This is a genomic window from Aeribacillus sp. FSL M8-0235, from assembly GCF_038000355.1.
Taxonomy (GTDB): Bacteria; Bacillota; Bacilli; order Bacillales; family Aeribacillaceae; genus Aeribacillus; species Aeribacillus composti.
Genome location: NZ_JBBOBW010000001.1, coordinates 1,190,844 through 1,207,817, shown reverse-complemented (window position 1 = coordinate 1,207,817; position 16,974 = coordinate 1,190,844). Strand labels below are relative to the sequence as shown.

The 16,974-nt window shown below is 37.0% G+C and carries 21 protein-coding genes and 1 pseudogene; 10 read left to right on the top strand and 12 right to left on the bottom strand.

Annotated features, from left to right (window positions below; translation table 11 throughout):
* The first annotated feature begins 141 nt into the window (after nucleotides 1-141).
* From NSQ71_RS05990 to NSQ71_RS05975, 4 genes are all read left to right on the top strand, one after another.
* Nucleotides 142-498, top strand: coding sequence for a hypothetical protein (locus NSQ71_RS05990; protein WP_340733325.1), 357 nt, complete (start codon nucleotides 142-144; stop codon nucleotides 496-498).
* A 30-nt stretch (nucleotides 499-528) separates the two neighbouring features.
* Nucleotides 529-822, top strand: a complete 294-nt coding sequence (locus NSQ71_RS05985) for a hypothetical protein (protein ID WP_066249852.1) — start codon at nucleotides 529-531, stop codon at nucleotides 820-822.
* A gap of 338 nt (nucleotides 823-1,160) precedes the next feature.
* Nucleotides 1,161-1,592, top strand: coding sequence for a hypothetical protein (locus NSQ71_RS05980; protein WP_340733322.1), 432 nt, complete (start codon nucleotides 1,161-1,163; stop codon nucleotides 1,590-1,592).
* A 14-nt stretch (nucleotides 1,593-1,606) separates the two neighbouring features.
* Nucleotides 1,607-1,771: a hypothetical protein gene (locus NSQ71_RS05975; protein WP_340733320.1), complete on the top strand. Its 165-nt coding sequence runs from the start codon at nucleotides 1,607-1,609 to the stop codon at nucleotides 1,769-1,771.
* Nucleotides 1,772-1,911: 140 nt separating this feature from the next.
* Here NSQ71_RS05975 and NSQ71_RS05970 read toward each other — a convergent pair whose 3' ends face one another.
* Nucleotides 1,912-3,141, bottom strand: a complete 1,230-nt coding sequence (locus NSQ71_RS05970; protein ID WP_027725928.1) for an IS110 family transposase — start codon at nucleotides 3,139-3,141, stop codon at nucleotides 1,912-1,914.
* A 633-nt stretch (nucleotides 3,142-3,774) separates the two neighbouring features.
* Here NSQ71_RS05970 and NSQ71_RS05965 point away from each other — a divergent pair.
* From NSQ71_RS05965 to NSQ71_RS05950, 4 genes and pseudogenes are all read left to right on the top strand, one after another.
* On the top strand, nucleotides 3,775-4,236 hold the full coding sequence (locus NSQ71_RS05965) for an Imm30 family immunity protein (protein ID WP_011886783.1): 462 nt from the start codon (nucleotides 3,775-3,777) through the stop codon (nucleotides 4,234-4,236).
* 406 nt (nucleotides 4,237-4,642) lie between these two features.
* A pseudogene (locus tag NSQ71_RS05960) lies at nucleotides 4,643-4,775 on the top strand (recombinase family protein); the annotation flags it as partial.
* An 85-nt stretch (nucleotides 4,776-4,860) separates the two neighbouring features.
* The gene (locus NSQ71_RS05955) at nucleotides 4,861-5,163 is read left to right on the top strand and encodes a contact-dependent growth inhibition system immunity protein (protein WP_063389303.1); all 303 of its coding nucleotides are present in this window, start codon (nucleotides 4,861-4,863) and stop codon (nucleotides 5,161-5,163) included.
* Between the two features lie 90 nt (nucleotides 5,164-5,253).
* On the top strand, nucleotides 5,254-5,499 hold the full coding sequence (locus tag NSQ71_RS05950; protein WP_340733313.1) for a DNA-binding protein: 246 nt from the start codon (nucleotides 5,254-5,256) through the stop codon (nucleotides 5,497-5,499).
* A gap of 250 nt (nucleotides 5,500-5,749) precedes the next feature.
* Here the strand turns inward: NSQ71_RS05950 and NSQ71_RS05945 are convergent, their stop codons facing one another.
* Nucleotides 5,750-6,616 (bottom strand): IS3 family transposase, encoded by an 867-nt coding sequence (locus NSQ71_RS05945; protein ID WP_340734408.1) that lies wholly within the window; start codon nucleotides 6,614-6,616, stop codon nucleotides 5,750-5,752.
* Nucleotides 6,617-6,880: 264 nt separating this feature from the next.
* Here NSQ71_RS05945 and NSQ71_RS05940 point away from each other — a divergent pair, with 264 nt between their 5' ends.
* On the top strand, nucleotides 6,881-7,507 hold the full coding sequence (locus NSQ71_RS05940) for a transposase (RefSeq protein ID WP_340733312.1): 627 nt from the start codon (nucleotides 6,881-6,883) through the stop codon (nucleotides 7,505-7,507).
* Between the two features lie 19 nt (nucleotides 7,508-7,526).
* Here NSQ71_RS05940 and tnpC (NSQ71_RS05935) read toward each other — a convergent pair whose 3' ends face one another.
* From tnpC (NSQ71_RS05935) to tnpA (NSQ71_RS05925), 3 genes are all read right to left on the bottom strand, one after another.
* Nucleotides 7,527-9,104, bottom strand: a complete 1,578-nt coding sequence (gene tnpC / locus NSQ71_RS05935) for an IS66 family transposase (protein ID WP_094245431.1) — start codon at nucleotides 9,102-9,104, stop codon at nucleotides 7,527-7,529.
* 61 nt (nucleotides 9,105-9,165) lie between these two features.
* Nucleotides 9,166-9,522 carry an IS66 family insertion sequence element accessory protein TnpB gene (gene tnpB / locus NSQ71_RS05930; RefSeq protein WP_157727923.1) on the bottom strand — a complete coding sequence of 119 codons (357 nt, stop codon included), beginning with the start codon at nucleotides 9,520-9,522 and terminating at the stop codon, nucleotides 9,166-9,168.
* Nucleotides 9,516-9,836: an IS66 family insertion sequence element accessory protein TnpA gene (gene tnpA, locus NSQ71_RS05925; RefSeq protein WP_003352856.1), complete on the bottom strand. Its 321-nt coding sequence runs from the start codon at nucleotides 9,834-9,836 to the stop codon at nucleotides 9,516-9,518. The genes tnpB (NSQ71_RS05930) and tnpA (NSQ71_RS05925) overlap by 7 nt, the downstream gene beginning before the upstream one ends.
* A 40-nt stretch (nucleotides 9,837-9,876) precedes the next feature.
* On the opposite strand from tnpA (NSQ71_RS05925), the gene NSQ71_RS05920 reads away from it, so the two are divergent.
* The gene (locus NSQ71_RS05920; protein WP_340733309.1) at nucleotides 9,877-11,172 is read left to right on the top strand and encodes a transposase; all 1,296 of its coding nucleotides are present in this window, start codon (nucleotides 9,877-9,879) and stop codon (nucleotides 11,170-11,172) included.
* On the opposite strand, the gene tnpC (NSQ71_RS05915) is transcribed toward NSQ71_RS05920, so the two are convergent.
* The 7 genes from tnpC (NSQ71_RS05915) to NSQ71_RS05885 form a co-directional block, all read right to left on the bottom strand.
* A complete protein-coding gene (gene tnpC, locus NSQ71_RS05915) occupies nucleotides 11,104-12,681 on the bottom strand; it encodes an IS66 family transposase (protein WP_094246405.1) in 1,578 nt (525 codons plus the stop codon). The genes NSQ71_RS05920 and tnpC (NSQ71_RS05915) overlap by 69 nt on opposite strands.
* 59 nt (nucleotides 12,682-12,740) lie before the next feature.
* A complete protein-coding gene (tnpB, locus tag NSQ71_RS05910; protein ID WP_063389611.1) occupies nucleotides 12,741-13,097 on the bottom strand; it encodes an IS66 family insertion sequence element accessory protein TnpB in 357 nt (118 codons plus the stop codon).
* Complete coding sequence (tnpA, locus tag NSQ71_RS05905) at nucleotides 13,094-13,417, bottom strand: IS66 family insertion sequence element accessory protein TnpA (protein WP_063389610.1); 324 nt, start codon at nucleotides 13,415-13,417, stop codon at nucleotides 13,094-13,096. The genes tnpB (NSQ71_RS05910) and tnpA (NSQ71_RS05905) overlap by 4 nt, the downstream gene beginning before the upstream one ends.
* A 78-nt stretch (nucleotides 13,418-13,495) precedes the next feature.
* The gene (locus NSQ71_RS05900; RefSeq protein ID WP_162877076.1) at nucleotides 13,496-13,669 is read right to left on the bottom strand and encodes a transposase; all 174 of its coding nucleotides are present in this window, start codon (nucleotides 13,667-13,669) and stop codon (nucleotides 13,496-13,498) included.
* Between the two features lie 603 nt (nucleotides 13,670-14,272).
* Nucleotides 14,273-15,880 carry a DUF2326 domain-containing protein gene (locus tag NSQ71_RS05895; RefSeq protein WP_340733304.1) on the bottom strand — a complete coding sequence of 536 codons (1,608 nt, stop codon included), beginning with the start codon at nucleotides 15,878-15,880 and terminating at the stop codon, nucleotides 14,273-14,275.
* Entirely contained in the window at nucleotides 15,858-16,097 is a 240-nt protein-coding gene (locus NSQ71_RS05890; RefSeq protein WP_340733302.1) for an ABC-three component system middle component 7, read from the bottom strand. Before NSQ71_RS05890 ends, NSQ71_RS05895 begins: the two co-directional genes overlap by 23 nt.
* Nucleotides 16,097-16,858 carry an ABC-three component system protein gene (locus NSQ71_RS05885; protein ID WP_340733300.1) on the bottom strand — a complete coding sequence of 254 codons (762 nt, stop codon included), beginning with the start codon at nucleotides 16,856-16,858 and terminating at the stop codon, nucleotides 16,097-16,099. The genes NSQ71_RS05890 and NSQ71_RS05885 overlap by 1 nt, the downstream gene beginning before the upstream one ends.
* Nucleotides 16,859-16,974 lie beyond the last annotated feature (116 nt).

Here is a 16,974-nt window from a genome sequence, read left to right as displayed (position 1 = left end):
TAATGGGTGATGGTTAGTGAAACTGCCGCCCATTTATAAAGTACATTTTTATAATTTCCTAAGGGTACTGGTAAAAAAACAGTTGAAAAAGGAAAAGATTACTCAACTCGTATTGACAATCAGGTAGAGGAAATTGAAAAAATGCCTTTACCTTCGAGTATTGCTACTACATTTAAAGATTCAAATTATAGAAATAGAACAGTGATTACAAAAGAGAATGTTACAGTCTATAGAGTATTTGGCGGGCATGCAGATGCAGGCGGAACACTTGCTACAACTTCTCCGGCTGTAAATAGGATACAAACTAAAATTGACTTAGCTTTACTCCCAGAATGGAAAAATACGAGGAACTATGAAGCCGTAATTGAAGTTCCAAAAGGAACTATATTGAATATTGGCAGAGCTGAAAAACAAATTACTAAAACCGGTAGTATTCTAAAAGGGGATGCTGACCAAATTTCCTTTAAATTATTCTTTAGAATGGATAAAGGAAATTAGGCCAATACCTTCAAAATAGGAGGTTTTGTTATGCAAAACGAAGAAATGGATAATATTAAAATTCAAATACAAAAGGTTATGGATTTAGTTTATGAAAAAAAAAGTCAGAGGGAACATAAATTTTTAGATACATTAATAGATAAGTTGAAAGAATTATCAGAAACTGTAAATACCAATAGCAATATTGATGAATTAAGGAAAGATTCTAAGCTAAAAGGAGCCTTGAGAGCGTATTTTGATACCAACTTAGTTGAGAGTTACGATGAACCACTAGTAATTGAGTTAGATAAATTAGAAGTAATGTTGCAACAGAAGACGAATTAAAGTGTTTTTTTATTTAATATCTACACGGAACATATTTATTCCAAAGAATTTAATGGGGGGAAGGACCAGGAATTTTAAAAATATGTTTCCTCTAAATTTAATATTGGGTAGTATAAACAAAAAATTTACTAAGTATTTAAGAAAAAAAGAGTAAAATTATTATCTTCGTATAGTTATGACATCAAAAAATAGACAGTTCAAAATGCATATACAGCTAAAGATGACTCCAGTACAGTTGGGGTCATTTTTTACATAATGAACCGTTAAAGGAGAAATAGAGAAGCCAAATTAAAAACAATAATAAGGGTACGGGTAAACTTTATAGAGGAGATAGTTTATTGCATTCACCTAAAAGATCTAATGGAATTGGTAAGCCATTTATATCAGATTCAGGTAATTTAGTTCCTGCAAATAGTAAAGGTATATACAAAAATCGACAAGTTACTGTTATAGAGCATATTTTAGGAGGTTACAGAAGGGGAGCAAAATCAAATAGCCCTTATATTAATTTCACTGGTAATAAAGGTATTATTGGAAATTATGGGAATTACTTAATAGAATTAGATATTTCTTCTTTGAGAAAAGCGATTAGATCAGGAGAAGTTAAAAATGTAGCCATTTTATCCCAAAAACAGATTCGAAAATTAATTGAGAGAGATAGCTCTTCTTCTGATTTTTGGAAAAATAGAGCGTTAACTTGGACTACAAGAGACAATGAATATTTGATCAGAGGAGAGATACCTAGCAAATTCATAAAAATTTCTCCCTAAGGAGTGAGTATATTATGTTTTTATATTTCCAAGATGAATGTCTAGGCGAAATACAAGATATCAACACTGAAGGCATGTGGATGTATGATAAACTTATACCTAATCAAAATATAGTAAAGTTTAAAGAGTTTTTTAAGGCTCTAACGGATGAAGAAAACGATTTTAAAGTCCTGCGGTAATATGTCAAGGTGAAAAATCATAGAAATTGGAAATTCCCTTGTCCGATGATCCGAAAAAAGGCAATACTGAAGAAACCCAGTATTGGTACATGTAATAAACTGGGTCTAAAGGTTGATATTGGTATACCAGATCGATCCTCTTATCGATCTTCCCCCTTTCTTGGCGTGTAGATTTGACCGTTGCGTAGCAGCGCATCGATCACACGCACGAGTTTTCTAGCGGTGAGGACGAGGGCTCGTTTATGTTGGTGTTTGGGCACTTCCTCATACTTCTTCCGGTAGTACGCACGAAACGTCGCATCATGCCGTTGCACCGAGTTGGCAGCCTCCACTAGGTAGTAACGGAGATAGCGATTGCCGGAACGAATGAGGGAGGTGTCCTCGGCTTGAAAACGGCCCGATTGGTGCTTGGACCATGTCAAGCCGGCATATTTTGCCAAGGCGGCCTGGTTGTGAAACCGCTCGATTTGCCCGATTTCGGCCAGGATGCCTGCGGTATAAACCGGTCCGATGCCTGGGATGGTTTGCAGTGTGTTCGGAATGCCTTCAAGATGGCGGGTAATGGCTTTATCGAGCTCTTTGAGCTGCGATTGCAGGCTGCGGATTGATTGAATCGACAGCCCTAACAGCAAGTCGATGGAATCCTCGACACACTTGGACAACCGATACGACGAACGGGCCGCCTTTTGAATCGACTTGGCGATGCATTCCGGATCGGCAAAGCGATTGCGCCCTTTTTGGCGCAGGAAGTCGGCCAACTGCTTGACATCCATTTGGCAGATGTCATCGAGGCTCCACGACTCAAGCAGCAGTTCGAGAATGGCATGTCCGAAGATCGAACTGTCCACCTCTTGGGTAAAGGAACTGCATTTGTAAAACAAGTGCTGGAGAAAATACTGTTTCTCACGGGTTAACTGGTGGACGAGATGATATCGCATGCGTGTCAGTCGCTGAAGCGCGAGAAACTGCTCCTTGAGGACAGCCGTCATCTTCAGACGGCCGAAGCGAAGCCGATCCGCAATGATCCAAGCATCGATGTCATCCGTTTTCTCCAAGTCGACATAGGCTTCTTTAAACTTGCGAATGAGCTTTGGATTGATCGTAAACACCTTGACGTTCCAAGCCTGCAAGGCCTCCTGCTGGTGGAAAAACATAGCTGGATGCCAACTGTAGACCGAGGTGGCTTCCATCCCGATCAGAATTTCGGTTGGCTTTCGCTTGTTAGCCCACAGGAGGATTTGATCCCGAAGGAAGGTGGCGCCCAGAAGATGATTATCCACTTTGAAGCGTGCGCACGTATTTCCTTCATGATCCATAATGCAGGTGGCTAAGTCGCGTGAGCTCACGTCGATCCCGACGTAGAGTTTCATGAGATCACCTCCTATTGTTGTAGGATCGAGGGGTAGGACTCTTCGGGATGCCCCCGGATCGCGCCTGTTGACCAGTCACCCTCGCATATGAGAACTCACGTTGGACCATGGGCTGCCCTGGAAGCTGCTCCTTCCAGCATGGGGAAAACCAACGGGAACAGCCTGCGGGTTAGACGTCCAAACAGGGGCCGAGGAGACAGACTTTACAAGTAGTCAAAGCTACAGGAGTGAGAAGAGTATCCCCGATGATCCTAAGACCATTATCCAGGAACATTGCGAAAAGTCCAACCCCGGTACGCTGAACCCTTTGTGGGAGGGGCGCGCCCCTCCCACAAAGGCAACCACCCAAGATATGCGATTGTCAAGGAGCGTATCGGACTGGAAATTCGATAAAAAAACTTTCTGAAACTTAGTATACGAGAGAGTGAATATAATGAAGAATGGCTGAAGGATGAAAATTGGTTTATTGTGAATGATCATCAATATAAAAGAGGAATTTATTTGCCGGCTGTGTATGAAGACTGGGAAATAAATTGGAGATGGAGGTAACTGATTTAGAACAAAAACCTTGATTGGCTATAAGCCATTCAAGTTTTTTCTAATTTAAATCTAACAGCTAAGGAGGGAATATTTTTGGATATTAAGTCGGAAATAAAAAAGGTATACGATAACCGTCTGCTTAAGACAGAAAAACAAGTGGAAGAATTTGAGCAAGCTTTAAAAAATATATATGAATATGGTGAGGTTTCAATTATTAAAGATTTAATTTTAGCTTTTGATGATAATACTGAACACCATGAGGTAATGTTTAACTTGGTGCATACTATTGAGCATTTATATAAGAATAAAATAGAGGAAGGGTTAAAACTAATTGCTACTTCTGTGCCAACGGTTATAAGTTATGGGAGGGAATGGATAGAAATTTTACATTACAGAATATTAAATCACCCCCATGTACGTACAATTTATGCAAAAGTTTTGGAGAATATCGACATCAAAACAAGAAATATTATTAAAGATTTGTTAGGAGATATAAAGAAAGAAGATCCAGAATTGTTTGGTGAGTCAGTAGATGAGGTATTAGATAATATTTAAGAACTAATTATGAAAACCTTGATTGGCTTTATGCCTTTCAAGGTTTTTTATTTTAAAACTAACAGATGTATCAAATAATAAAGTGCAATTACGAGAAAATTTATATATCGTTTTTACCAACATTTTAATTCAGACTTCATAATGGTTCCGCCTACTATGAGTTTGGCTGTGATGCATGGTGAAACTATTAACAACACTAATCCCCTTCGAGTATGCTTTAAAACACGAGAGAAAGCTTTCTCGTGGCAAGAAAGAGGGTATAAACTTTTAACTGACTGTGACAATAAAAGCTGGCAAATTATTTTTGTATTGTATTTTCACTAGAGACGGTCGTATAATACTCGTCATTGTTTTGTTAACAAGCGTTACGTTAATCTGAATTTGCGTAACGGAGGGGGAAGGTATCATGAATGTGATTGGATATATCCGAGTTTCCACACAAGGGCAAGCAAAAGATGGATACAGCCTTGCCTACCAAGAAGATGAAATTAAAGGCACAAGGATACACTCTCTTACGTGTGTTTAAGGATGAGGGAATGCTAACATAGTATTAAAGAAGGATGGAGCAGGGAATTTTATTTTAACTGGTTATCCAACCAAATAATGGAATGGAGGGAAAAATGCTTGTTAGTCAAAAATAATCCAGAAGATCCAGTTTTTCAGTTCTTGGCTGGGACTTTTCATCAAGATGCAGATTCACCTGAAGAGGCATTACAAGAATTGTTAACAGAGGAAAGTAAAGAATATCTTAAATCTGCTATCGTATTTTTAACAGAATTCATTAATAGTGAGTATTCGGATGATGAAAAGAATGAATACATTCAACACTGTGCAGACGGAGTATATTTTCCTGATCTTGAGCTAACTCCAATTCAATGGCTAAAAAGTGTAGTAGAACAATTAAAAGAAGCTGTAAAAGCAGAATAGAACTACAAATTCTTGAGTACCTTGATTGAGTAAAAACTCTTTAAAGGTTTTTTTCTAGCAATGGGAATTATATTGGAAAGTGGTGAAAAAATGAAACAACCAACAAAAGAAGAAATAATTAATAAATTAAAAATGATTTTACAAGGAAAGCTAACACGAGAAGAAGTAGCAGATTGGGCTTCAGAATATGTAATGCAGGATGAGCCAAATATATCAGAAGAAACTGTTTGGGAACTTTTACAAATTGTTTCCGGAATTGATTTAAAAGATAGTCCAAATGAATATCTACATGTAGAACAAGACATTATAGATTGGATAAACAAGTATAGCAATTAAAAAGCGTTAAATAACCTTGAGTGGTTACAAGGCTTGTAATGCACCCCTTTGTCAAGACACAAATTGATAATATTTAAGTTATCCATTCTCTCCTTTCGCTATGAATGTGGTACGTGTGCGATAAAGGCTTGACATGGAGCCTCTACGGGCACGATTTTTTGCGCTGGAGCGATGGACAGATAACATCGCATGGCTAAAACAGCCTATCATGCCCGTCTCTCCATATAAAGCCTCTCATCACGTTCGATGGTTAGGATGCTTGAGCCATCTTAGGTTGCTTGTACACTGTTGCTGGCGTCAAATAGTCCAAGGATTGGTGAGGTCGGTCTGTATTATAGAACGTAACATAGCGTCGAATGCCTTTTCGCAACTCTTTAGGATTCTCGAATTCATTGAGATAGATACATTCATACTTTAAAGCTCTAAAGAAGCGTTCCGTACGACTATTGTCTGTTGCTCGTCCTTTGCCATCCATTGATACCTGGATGCCATACTCTTTCAACAGCCCGAGATAGTCAGCGTTTGTAAAATGGCTGCCCTGGTCACTATTGATGATGGCCGGCTTACCATGACGCAATGCCCGTTTAAGACAGTTGATGACAAATTCTTTCTCCAGCGTACTAGATAACTCGTAATCGATCACTTTGCGGCTGAACCAGTCGATGATGGTAAACAGATACATAAAGCCCCGTCCCATACGAAGGTAGGTGATATCCACTCCCCACACATGGTTCGGATGGGTGATCTCCAATCCACGGAGCAGGTAAGGTCGGCAGTACTTGGCATGTAGCCTCTTACTAAGGTTGGGTTTTGGGTAAATAGCTTGTATACCCATAAGGCGCATGAGACGGCGTACGCGTTTACGATTCACATCAAATCCTTTCTCACGAAGTTTCGCAGTCATGCGCCTGTAGCCAAAGTAGGGATGAGCTGTATAAAGCATATCCATTTCATGCATGAGCATGATGTTTTCTGAGCTTTCTGTTTGCCCCTTTGATTGGCGATACACGCTAGTACGATGAATACCTAATAACTGTGCCTGACGCTTGATGCTGATCGATGGGTGATTGAATTCGACCATAGCCTTTCGTTCGTCAACAGACTTATTTGAGCCCAGATTTTTTTTTCAGCCAGTCAACTTCAACCGTTAACTGACCTACCAATTTCTCTAAATTTTCTTGTTTGGCCTCATATTCTTTACGGATTTTATCCACTTCGCTTGAGCCTTTTTCAAAGTAAGCGTAAAATAGGGGCTGTCCGAAAAGTCGATTGAATCGACCTTGGGCTCAGCCCTTTTTTCTGTTTTTAGGGTACAAAAAAATCGTCCTTTTTTATAGAATGAAATTGACCAAAAAACATTCTACAGAAAGGACGATTTCTTATGAATAATCAAATGACTATTCAAGAAAATTATAACACGCAATTAGAAATGACTCTAGAGGGTATTCAAAAAATAGAGGTTCAAAAGAATAAGAAACGCAAAAAACTAGTTTTCCAACCTTATTGCAATCGTCAAGTCATGAGCATTTTAGATATCGAAATGTATATTCCTGAAAATCATGTCGCCCGTTTAGTGGATGAAATGGTGGAATCGATTCCGGATGAAGTGTTGTATACTCATTATGTTGGTGGGGGTCGTGCACCCTATCACCCTAAAATGTTATTGAAAGTGATTTTATATGCGTACACTCAAAATGTTTATTCAAGTCGGAAAATAGCGCAAATGGTGAAAGAAAATCTTCCGATGATGTGGTTGGCGGGATTGCAAACCCCTGACCATCGCACAATAAATGATTTTCGTAGTGTTCGTATGTCAAACATGATGGATTCTGTATTTGAACAATTTGTCCTTCAACTAGTAGAACAAGGACTTATCGACCTCGACCATATTTTTGTGGATGGTACGAAAATAGAAGCGAATGCCAACAAATATACGTTTGTATGGCGAAAATCCGTAGAAAAATATGATCAGAAACTACGTAAGCGTAAAATAATCCCCACCTTTTAATGATAGGGATTAAATACTATTATTGTGATAAGTTATTAAAAACCCGACAATTCAAAGGAATTGTTTTGGACCAAGGAAGTAGTTGATCAAGCTCATCCATATTGCTTATATCCATATTGGGAAGCCTTTCAAATAAGTAGCGAAGATAATAAAATGGATTTAATTTATTCTCTTTTGCTGTCTCCACAATACTGTAAATGATTGAGCTGGCCTTAGCTCCTTTCGGAGTATTGCTAAAAATCCAGTTCTTCCTTCCGATCACAAATGGTTTAATGGATCGTTCACTTCGATTATTATCGATTTCTAATCGTCCATCCTCTAAAAATGCCACGAGTTTTTCCCATTGGTTGAGGCAGTATGTAATGGCTTGACCTAATAGACTCTTTGGTAAAACATTGCTTTTCTCTGTTTTTAGCCATGCTGAAAAAGCCTCCAACAATGGTTGGCTGTGTTTAAGTCGTTTTTTATATCGTTCTTCTGGTGTACATTCTTTCAAATCACGCTCGATGGCAAATAGCTGATTACAGAAATTGAGTCCTTCCCGAGCTGTGACTGCTGAATGACGTTTGGATTCAGGAAGTACGTTTAAAGCCTCATCGAACTTTCTGCGGGCATGAGCCCAACATCCAACTAATGTTACGCCGGATACCTTATGGTATCCTGCATATCCATCGACATGCAGGTATCCTTTAAACCCTTTTAGGAATTCTTTGGCATGTTCTCCTGCTCTAGTTTCCTGATAGTCATAAAGGACAAGTGGTGGATCCTCTCTTCCAGTCCGATAAAGCCACATGTAAGATTTCGATGTGCTTGACCTTCCAGGTTCATGTAAAACCTGAACAGTTGTTTCATCCGCATGTAGAATGTCTTTAGAGAGGAGATGCTCTTTCATTCGTTGATAAATTGGCGCAAGCCATTTTTCGGCACCATAAAGCATCCAATTGGCCATGGTTTGCCTGGATAAGATCACACCTAATCGTTTGAACTGTTGTTCTTGGCGATATAGAGGTAGCCCCTCTACATATTTTTGATTCATAATATATGCCATGCTTGACGGTGAAGCTAAACTTTTTGGATACACAGATTTTGGGGCAGGTGCTGTAACGATTGGTGTCTCTATTTCATTACGCTCACAATGACGGCATCCATAGACATATCGAACGTGTTTTAAAACTTTGACTTGAGCCGGAATAATCACTAATTCTTGTCGTACTTCTGTGCTCATTTCGTGTGTTTTTTCACCGCAACACGAACAGACCTGCTCTTCTTCGGGTAAACGATATTCAATCGTTTCCATAGGCAGGTTTTCAAACGTAGCTTGACGTTGACCACGTTTCTTTTTACGACGATATGTAATTGTTTCAACAGTTGGCTCTTCGGCTTTTACATTAGACTCTACCTCTGCTTCATTGAATAAAGGTAGTTCTAATTGATTAGGATTTGTTTTTTCGCTTGAAGAGCCAAATTTTCGTTTTTGACTAAGACGATACTGTTCTTCATACCATTGTAATTTCGCCGTCAATTCAACGATTTGCTGTTGAAGTTTTTCAATTAATTCAAATGGGTTTTGGTTAGGATTCTTTAAATTTTTCATCATGTAGTAATAATTCGACGGTTTTAGCTATTTTCCTCCAAGGTTTTTGTTAAAAGTAAAAAATTCATATAACTGTTCTAGCCTTTACTTCTGGGTGTGCTTTCTTTTGCTCCATTGCAAGACCATCCAATAACCAGCGTAATTGCCGATAACTAATTTGTATCGTTCCAGTGTCATTTTCATTTGGCCATTGAAATTTTCCTTTTTCCAATCGACGATAATAAAGCCAAAAACCATTATAGTCCCAGTGAAGAATTTTTAATTTATCTCGCTTTCGATTACAGAACACAAAATAGCTTGATGAAAAGGGATCTAAATCAAATCCCTCTTTCACCAAAGCAGCTAATCCATCAATGGATTTTCTCAAATCAGTACTTCCTTTTGCCAAGTAAACTCGTTCAGCTCTTGTACCAGCTAACATGTTGATTTCAAAGTCCTAACCACTTCTGAAAGAAAGGCCGGATCGAAACCAGGTTTTACTTCAATTGAAATCCCACTAATTTCAATCCGTAATGAATTTTCAACTGTTTGTGAATGATCTTCTAGGGTAACGGATGCCCATTTTGTAGACTTTCCTTGATTTTTTATTGGATTTTCAATTTTTCTTAACCAGTATTTAAACTGGTGAATACTCCATTGATTTTCCTTGCACCAGTTTACTTGAGTTTGACCGCTTTTACGATAGTCAGCGATTCGTTGTTCCCAAACCTTTCGTAATTCAGGATTCTTAGGCATAAAAAAACCTCCTTCAATTTCATCTTGAGGAGATTATCTCATGAAATTAGCACATCAAGAAGGTGTGCAAGATTTGACGCTTACGAAACTACGAGCCAAAATTCAATCGTTTCTACAAGAAGCGCACCAAATCGCCTTGGAGGAATTAAAAGAAGAACAATTAGAAGAAGAATTAGAAAAATCATCGGCACAACTTTCTGAGAGAATAGAAGCTTTGGAAAAAGATTATAAACAGGAAGAAGACAAAGAAAGAAAAAAAGAACTTCGCTCTAAAAAATCCCAACTCACCAAACAACTGAAAACGATTCAAACGGATTATCTTCCACGATTACGAAAATACAAAGTACAAAAACAGATTCTAGGTGAACGAAATAGCTACTCGAAAACCGACCATGAGGCCACTTTTATGCGAATGAAAGAGGACCATATGAAAAACGGCCAACTCAAGGCGGGTTATAATGTTCAACTCGCCACACAACATCAATTTATCGTGGGATTTGAAATTTATCAAAATCCAGGAGATACTCGCTGTTTCCAACCATTTATGGAAAAGTTATTGGAATCGATGCCGAAGGAAAAGAAACTCAAGTATGTCATTGCCGATGCAGGATATGCGAGTGAAGAAAACTATTTATATGCGATTGGCGAAGAAAAAGAACCTCGTTTTGAATTATTAGCCCCATACCAAACCTATTTGAAGGAACAAAGTAAAAAGTTTAAAAAGGATTTATCAAAAGTACAAAACTGGAAATACATCGAAGAAGACGATTGCTTTATCTGTCCGAACAATCGGAAAGTCGTATTCAAGTATTATCAAAAAAGAAAAAATGCATCTGGATACATACAAGATTTGAAAGTGTACGAGTGTGAAGATTGTACGGATTGCCCGTTGAAGAATGGGTGTACGAAAGCCAAAGGAAATCGTCGAGTATATTGGAACACGATTTATGAAGAAATGAAAGCGAAAGCCAAAGCAGCTCTTGGTGACGAACAAAAGGCAGCTCTTTATGCGAAGCGTAAAGTGGATGTCGAAAGTGTGTTCGGTAACATCAAGGGCAATTTGCGTTTCACTCGATTTCTGTTACGGGGGCTTCATAAAGTCCGAACAGAATTCGGGATTGTGGCAATGGCCCACAACATACTGAAATGGGCCGCAAATTCCCAAACCAATTTCAAAAATAAGGAAACAGAGCGAATGGAAAAACTCATTGTTTTCTCCATTCGCTCTGTTTTTATGGACTTTTTAGACAAGCCCTATTGTTATGATTTATTTAGCTTTATTAGGAACACGACATTCTTCTGGAATTGTTGTGGACCAAGGAAGGAGTTGATCTAATTTTTCTTTGTCAGTCAGATTAATATTTGGAAGCTGTTCAAATAAATATTTAAGATAATTGAATGGGTTTAATCCGTTTTCCTTCGCAGTCTCCACAATGCTATAAATGATTGCGCTGGATTTAGCTCCCTTTATGGTATTGCTAAACAGCCAGTTTTTCCTCCCGATTACAAACGGTTTAATGGATCGTTCTGCGCGGTTGTTATCAATCTCTAAACGACCATCCTCTAAAAAAGCTACTAAACGGTCCCATTGATTACGACAATATTTAATGGCTTGCCCAAGTGCACTTTTTGGCAACACTCTTGGGGCTTGTTCATGAAGCCATGCCAAAAAAGCCTCCAATACCGGTTGGCTGCGTTCTAAACGTTTCTTATAACGTTCTTCAGGACTAACATCCTTTAAATCCCGTTCTATCGAGAAAAGTTGGTTACAGAATGCAAGACCTTCTTTGGCTTTTACGTGAGTAGTTTTAGCCGATTCAGGAAGAGCCTGCAAAGCTTCTGTGAATTTACGTCTGGCATGAGCCCAACAACCGACCAGACTGACATCAGGGATTCCGTTATAACCGGCATACCCGTCCACATGTAAATATCCACGGAAACCTTCCAAAAATCGTAAAGGATGCTTGGATGCACGGGTTCGCTGGTAGTCATACAAAACAATTGGAGGCCCCATTCGTCCTGTCCGATAAAGCCACATAAATGATTTGGAAGTCGCTCGTCGGTCAGGTTCTGAAAGAACCTGTAAGGTGGTCTCATCCGCATGGAGGATATCCTGATTCAATAGATGGTTACGCATTTGGTCGTAAACAGGACTCAACCAGGTGTCGGCTCCATACAAAATCCAATTGGATAAAGTTTGCCTGGAAATGAATATGCCAAATCGCTCCAGATGTTTTTCCTGGCGATACAAAGGCATACTTTCAACGTATTTCTGCGTCATCGTATAAGCCATTGACGATGGAGATGCCAGACTTCCCGGAAAAACAGGAGCCGGCATTTTCGCCGTGACAATAGGCGTTTCTATTTCATGGCGTTCACAATGACGACAACTATAAACATATTGGACATGCTTTTTCACTTTTACTTGTGCTGGAATAACTTCTATTTCTCTGCGTACTTGCGTACTCATTTCGTGTAGAGGTCCAGCGCAACACGAACAAACCTGTTCCTCAGCTGGCAAACGGTATTCCACCGTTTCAGTAGGCAGGTTTTCTAGTTTTTCATCTCGACGATTTCGCTTCTTCTTGCGTGTATATGTAATGGTTTCAATCGTCGGTTCTTCATCATCAGGATTTGCGGTAGCTTCAGCTTCATTGAAAAGGGACAGTTGGTCTGAATTGGTCTTCTCACTGGAAGAACCAAAACGACGTTGTTGACTTAACCGAAATTGCTCCTCATACCATTTTAGCTTCGCTTCCAAAGCTTCCTTTTCTATTTCAAGCTTTTCGTTACGCGCTTTATAGTATTCAATTGTTTCTTGAGTTTTCATGTCCATGTTTTTCATAGTTCCAGTATACGCAAAAGAATCCGGCTTGACCAGTCGGATTCTCAAGTTTTTTAATTTCATAGAATCGTGCGTGCTTTCACTGTGGGATGGGCTTGTTTTTGTTCGATGGATAAGCCATCTAATAACCAGCGTAGCTGACGAGGACTGATATCCATCGGCACTCCTTCTTGTTCAGATGGCCAGTTGAAAGTTCCTCTTTCTAATCTTCTATAATGGAGCCAAAACCCATTATTATCCCACTGTAGAATTTTAAGTTTATCCCTTTTCCGATTACAGAAAACAAATAAACAAGGGGAAAATGGATCCAAATCGAAGCATTCTTTGACGATGACTGCGAGACCATCAATCGATTTCCGGAGATCGGTGCTTCCACGTGCAAGGTACACTCGTTCAAAATTTGCGTTAGATATCATCGATTTTGAATCACACGCACTACATCGGAAAGTAGATTCAAATCGGTGCCTGGACGTACTTCGATGGACAGTGCACCGTAATGAATAAGGACAGATTCCTGACCCGTATGATGGGAGGAGATTTCTTGGACATCCACCGTCAACCATTTTGATTGATGCTCGTTCGTAGAAATTTCTTCCTCTCGAAACTTTCGAATCCAGTAGTACATCTGATGTATATTTACATCATTGATGCGAGACCACTCAGAAGCACTCAATCCACTTGTTTTCCAAGCATCATACCTGGATTTCCATTCTATTCTTTTGTCAGCATCATTCATAGCATAACCTCCAGCATTTTTTCTATGGAGATTATCTCATGTAACATTCACAACTAGAAGGTGCTGAGTATTTGACGCTTACTTTTCAAAGACCATCGAGGATCGTTCTAGAAATTCTGCTTTCCAACGACTGACCATGACTGGGCTTAATTCATATTTGGCGGCTATTTCATTGACGGTTTGCTCTTCACGCAACACCTCAAGAACCACCTTAGCTTTAAATTCTGCGGTATATCGGTTTCTTTTTTTCATGGTATCATTATAACTTATTTATCACGCTCATGTGTCTCACCTTATGGGAGCATTATAGCTTTCAAGGTTTTTCTATTTTAAAGCTAACTCTACAACTGCCTTCATGGTTCGTGCCTCTCACCCTGTAGAATGGATCCATGCCGGACGCACAAGAAAAATGCGATTCTTGTATTTCACAAGAAACGCGTCATACCAAGGTTTTTAATGATTATTCCGACTGGGCTCGAACCAGCGGCCTCTACCCTGTCAAAATAGAAGGGGGAAAAACAAGTGAGTTAAATACGTAAAATGAGTTAAATCGAATTAAAATGTGTCTTGAAAATACGCGATATTTCAAGGTTTTTCTGTTTAAGAGAGTTAATAAAAATTAAATAAATTAATTGTGTTAAAGTGCCTCTTGTGCAGATTTTGTGCAGATTTTTCTTCGGTGTGTAGTATGTGGTTCACCTTAGTGATTTAAGATGCAAAAGATAGCACTGATATTTTTTAGCTAAATGATAACAAAAGATGAGCGGGTGGCTTCGAAAATACTCGATAATACATCTCTTTGCTTTAGTATTTAATATTTAAATCTTCAATGAAATTTTTCATAATCAATCCTTTCTATTTTTGACCATTTCTCCAGTCTTTTATAAAAAGCAATTTATCTTTTGAAAGTTGAATTACTTTTTTATTCTGTAATATTTTTTGTGTCTCTTTATTGTATAGGTTAATTACATCAATAGCGATAAATACTTGCTTATCAAGGGAATTATAATAACTAATGATGTTTTCTACTACATTTTTTTCTATATTTTTAAATAAAAAAGAATCGTGAATAATAAAAGGCAGCTCTGTTAGGCTAAGTATTGCCAAATCAAATATAATTAGATTTTTAAATGCGTTACCAGTTCCAGTATTGTCTAAAAACTGGTACTCATAATCACTCGTTGTTAATTTTAATAATGGCGGAGTTCTTTGGTTATCATGTAAAAGTGTATTTAACTCCCTTAGTTTTGCATTAATTGTATCACTAATATTTTTTACAATCTTCTCTTTTTTATCTGCGAGAGATTTTCTTTTTTGATCAATATCATCTGTGAGTTTTTTTAATTTCTCAAAATAACTGTTTTCCAACTCTAAAGTTCTTAATTTTGAGGATATCTCAATTAAATTTTCAATAAAAACATTGTGCTTATTTTCCGGATTTAAAACCTCTTCTAATTTTTGATTTATTTCATCTATTTCTTCATCTAAAGCAGAGATTTTATCACTTAATTCTTTTTTAGCACGTTCTAATTCATGATTTAAGATTGAACTAATATCCTGATGAAATTTTTCAATCTGTTCTAACCTTTCTTTATTAACATTTGGAAAAAATTCAATTAAACTGTCGAATTTTGCATTTGCTGAATTGGACATTGTTTTTTCAATTCTAATGAGTCTACTCTTATAATAACTTTTTTGATTAATTAAGATCCTTTTCTGTTGTTCTAGCTCGATTACTTTATCTGAAACAATCTCTGAAATATTAATTGTTGGACTATATATGCTTTGGCTTAATTTCTCAATTTCTCCTTTCAATTTTTCAATTTCTTTTATGTTTTTTTTATATACCCTTTCAGTTATTTTAGGAATTAATTCTTTGTTGCCTGCTTTATTAACCAAAGATTTAGTTTGAACAAGATCTTTTAACTCTTTATCTTCTTTATCTATCTCATCATATTTATTAAATAATTTAATTAATCTTGTTATTGTTTCTGAGTTTTTTTCATTACTTACATTATGTAGGGGCCTAGCCACATTATAATTATTTTTTCCCCAAACTCTTGAAAACAAGCTAACTGCTGATCTAAAAGTTAAATTATTTGATTGTAATCTATAATACTCTTTTAAAGTTTTGCAATAATCTTCTAACTTAATACTTGTCAGTATTTTATAATCTTGTGAACACTTAAAAACAACATCTGTTTTTTCTGTATCTCGACAGAAGTAAAAGAGTTCATTATTAAATTCAAATGTAAAAAAGAATTTATGATGTCCCAAATGCTCAACAACATCAATATTATGTCTAATGTAGGTATTACCACCAAAAACAAAATCAATTATCATCAATAAGTTCGATTTGCCAATTGAATTTGATCCCAAATTATCCCCTAACACAACATTTAGACCATCATGAAATTTAATTTCCTTTTCCAGAAAAATTTCACTTTTGATCTCTTTTAACATATTTTACTACTCCTTTATCAAAATCCACTTCAATTGTATAAAGTATATATAAAACATCTAAAGAAAGAATAAATTCATCAATTTCTTCAAAATATTGTTGCGTTCTTCTATATAATTCCGCAATCGAAATATCTTTTTCCTTTAAAATAGTTAGTATACATGTCATCTTACCTATTATTGATTCATTAAAACTAGTTACCTTATTTGGAACAATCATTAAAACACCTCACAGTTCTGTATAAAGAATGAAATGATAATGCCACACACATACTTTGAACTATTCTGTGTTTTTTTAGATAACCATTCCGTCATTTGTTCATAAATTTCTTCTTGGGATTTTACATTTTTTTTTAGTGCTTTATAAAAGGTATTCACCTGCGAGGCTATTAAATCAAAAGAATCTGATTTTGTTTGTTTATCAAGTAACTGGAATTGTTGTTTTATATATATGTAATATTCCCTTATTTCATTTCTAATTTTGTGTTTTGTAAAAGTTTCTAATGATCCATCTGATTTTTCATCAAGGTTTAATGCTTCCATACTAAGTGGGATTATATCGGAGTCTTTGAATTCTACGCTTAGCTTAAAAATAATATGCCTAATTTCATCCTCAATTTGATAATCATGATATTTTTCCCTTGCTTTAGATCTGGCAATTATTTTTTTCTTTAGATTAAGTAAATTCCTATATTCCTCAACAGTTCTAGGATGGTCAAACTCTTTATGGCAATTTCTACAAAGAGCAATGAAATTACTTATGTCATTCACATCTTCGCTTAATCTCGTCTCATTCTTTAATAATTCAATTTCTTCAGAGGTCGGATTTAAAGGATATATGTGTGCTGCTTCCCAACGTTTATGCCATCTCCCTTGTTTCTTATATATTAGAGTTTTATTACAAATGGGGCATAAGCCATCAACCTCAGATAAAAGAATTGCCTCTTCATTATTTGAAGGAGTTCTTCTGGAATTTGACATAAAAACACCTCTATAATTAAAACTTCTAAATTAGGTCAAAAATTCCATAATATTACTGTAGATGAGCAATTTTCATAACAATAATTACCATACCAAAAGAGACAAACAGGGTACCC

Coding starts and splice junctions, on each gene's coding strand:
- NSQ71_RS05990 (WP_340733325.1), top strand. CDS start 142: ATGCCTTTACCTTCGAGTATTGCTACTACATTTAAAGATTCAAATTAT.
- NSQ71_RS05985 (WP_066249852.1), top strand. CDS start 529: ATGCAAAACGAAGAAATGGATAATATTAAAATTCAAATACAAAAGGTT.
- NSQ71_RS05975 (WP_340733320.1), top strand. CDS start 1,607: ATGTTTTTATATTTCCAAGATGAATGTCTAGGCGAAATACAAGATATC.
- NSQ71_RS05970 (WP_027725928.1), bottom strand. CDS start 3,141: ATGAAACTCTACGTCGGGATCGACGTGAGCTCACGCGACTTAGCCACC.
- NSQ71_RS05950 (WP_340733313.1), top strand. CDS start 5,254: ATGAAACAACCAACAAAAGAAGAAATAATTAATAAATTAAAAATGATT.
- NSQ71_RS05940 (WP_340733312.1), top strand. CDS start 6,881: ATGAATAATCAAATGACTATTCAAGAAAATTATAACACGCAATTAGAA.
- tnpC (WP_094245431.1), bottom strand. CDS start 9,104: ATGATGAAAAATTTAAAGAATCCTAACCAAAACCCATTTGAATTAATT.
- tnpB (WP_157727923.1), bottom strand. CDS start 9,522: ATGTTAGCTGGTACAAGAGCTGAACGAGTTTACTTGGCAAAAGGAAGT.
- tnpA (WP_003352856.1), bottom strand. CDS start 9,836: ATGCCTAAGAATCCTGAATTACGAAAGGTTTGGGAACAACGAATCGCT.
- NSQ71_RS05920 (WP_340733309.1), top strand. CDS start 9,877: ATGAAATTAGCACATCAAGAAGGTGTGCAAGATTTGACGCTTACGAAA.
- tnpC (WP_094246405.1), bottom strand. CDS start 12,681: ATGAAAAACATGGACATGAAAACTCAAGAAACAATTGAATACTATAAA.
- tnpB (WP_063389611.1), bottom strand. CDS start 13,097: ATGATATCTAACGCAAATTTTGAACGAGTGTACCTTGCACGTGGAAGC.
- tnpA (WP_063389610.1), bottom strand. CDS start 13,417: ATGAATGATGCTGACAAAAGAATAGAATGGAAATCCAGGTATGATGCT.
- NSQ71_RS05900 (WP_162877076.1), bottom strand. CDS start 13,669: ATGAAAAAAAGAAACCGATATACCGCAGAATTTAAAGCTAAGGTGGTT.
- NSQ71_RS05895 (WP_340733304.1), bottom strand. CDS start 15,880: ATGTTAAAAGAGATCAAAAGTGAAATTTTTCTGGAAAAGGAAATTAAA.
- NSQ71_RS05890 (WP_340733302.1), bottom strand. CDS start 16,097: ATGATTGTTCCAAATAAGGTAACTAGTTTTAATGAATCAATAATAGGT.
- NSQ71_RS05885 (WP_340733300.1), bottom strand. CDS start 16,858: ATGTCAAATTCCAGAAGAACTCCTTCAAATAATGAAGAGGCAATTCTT.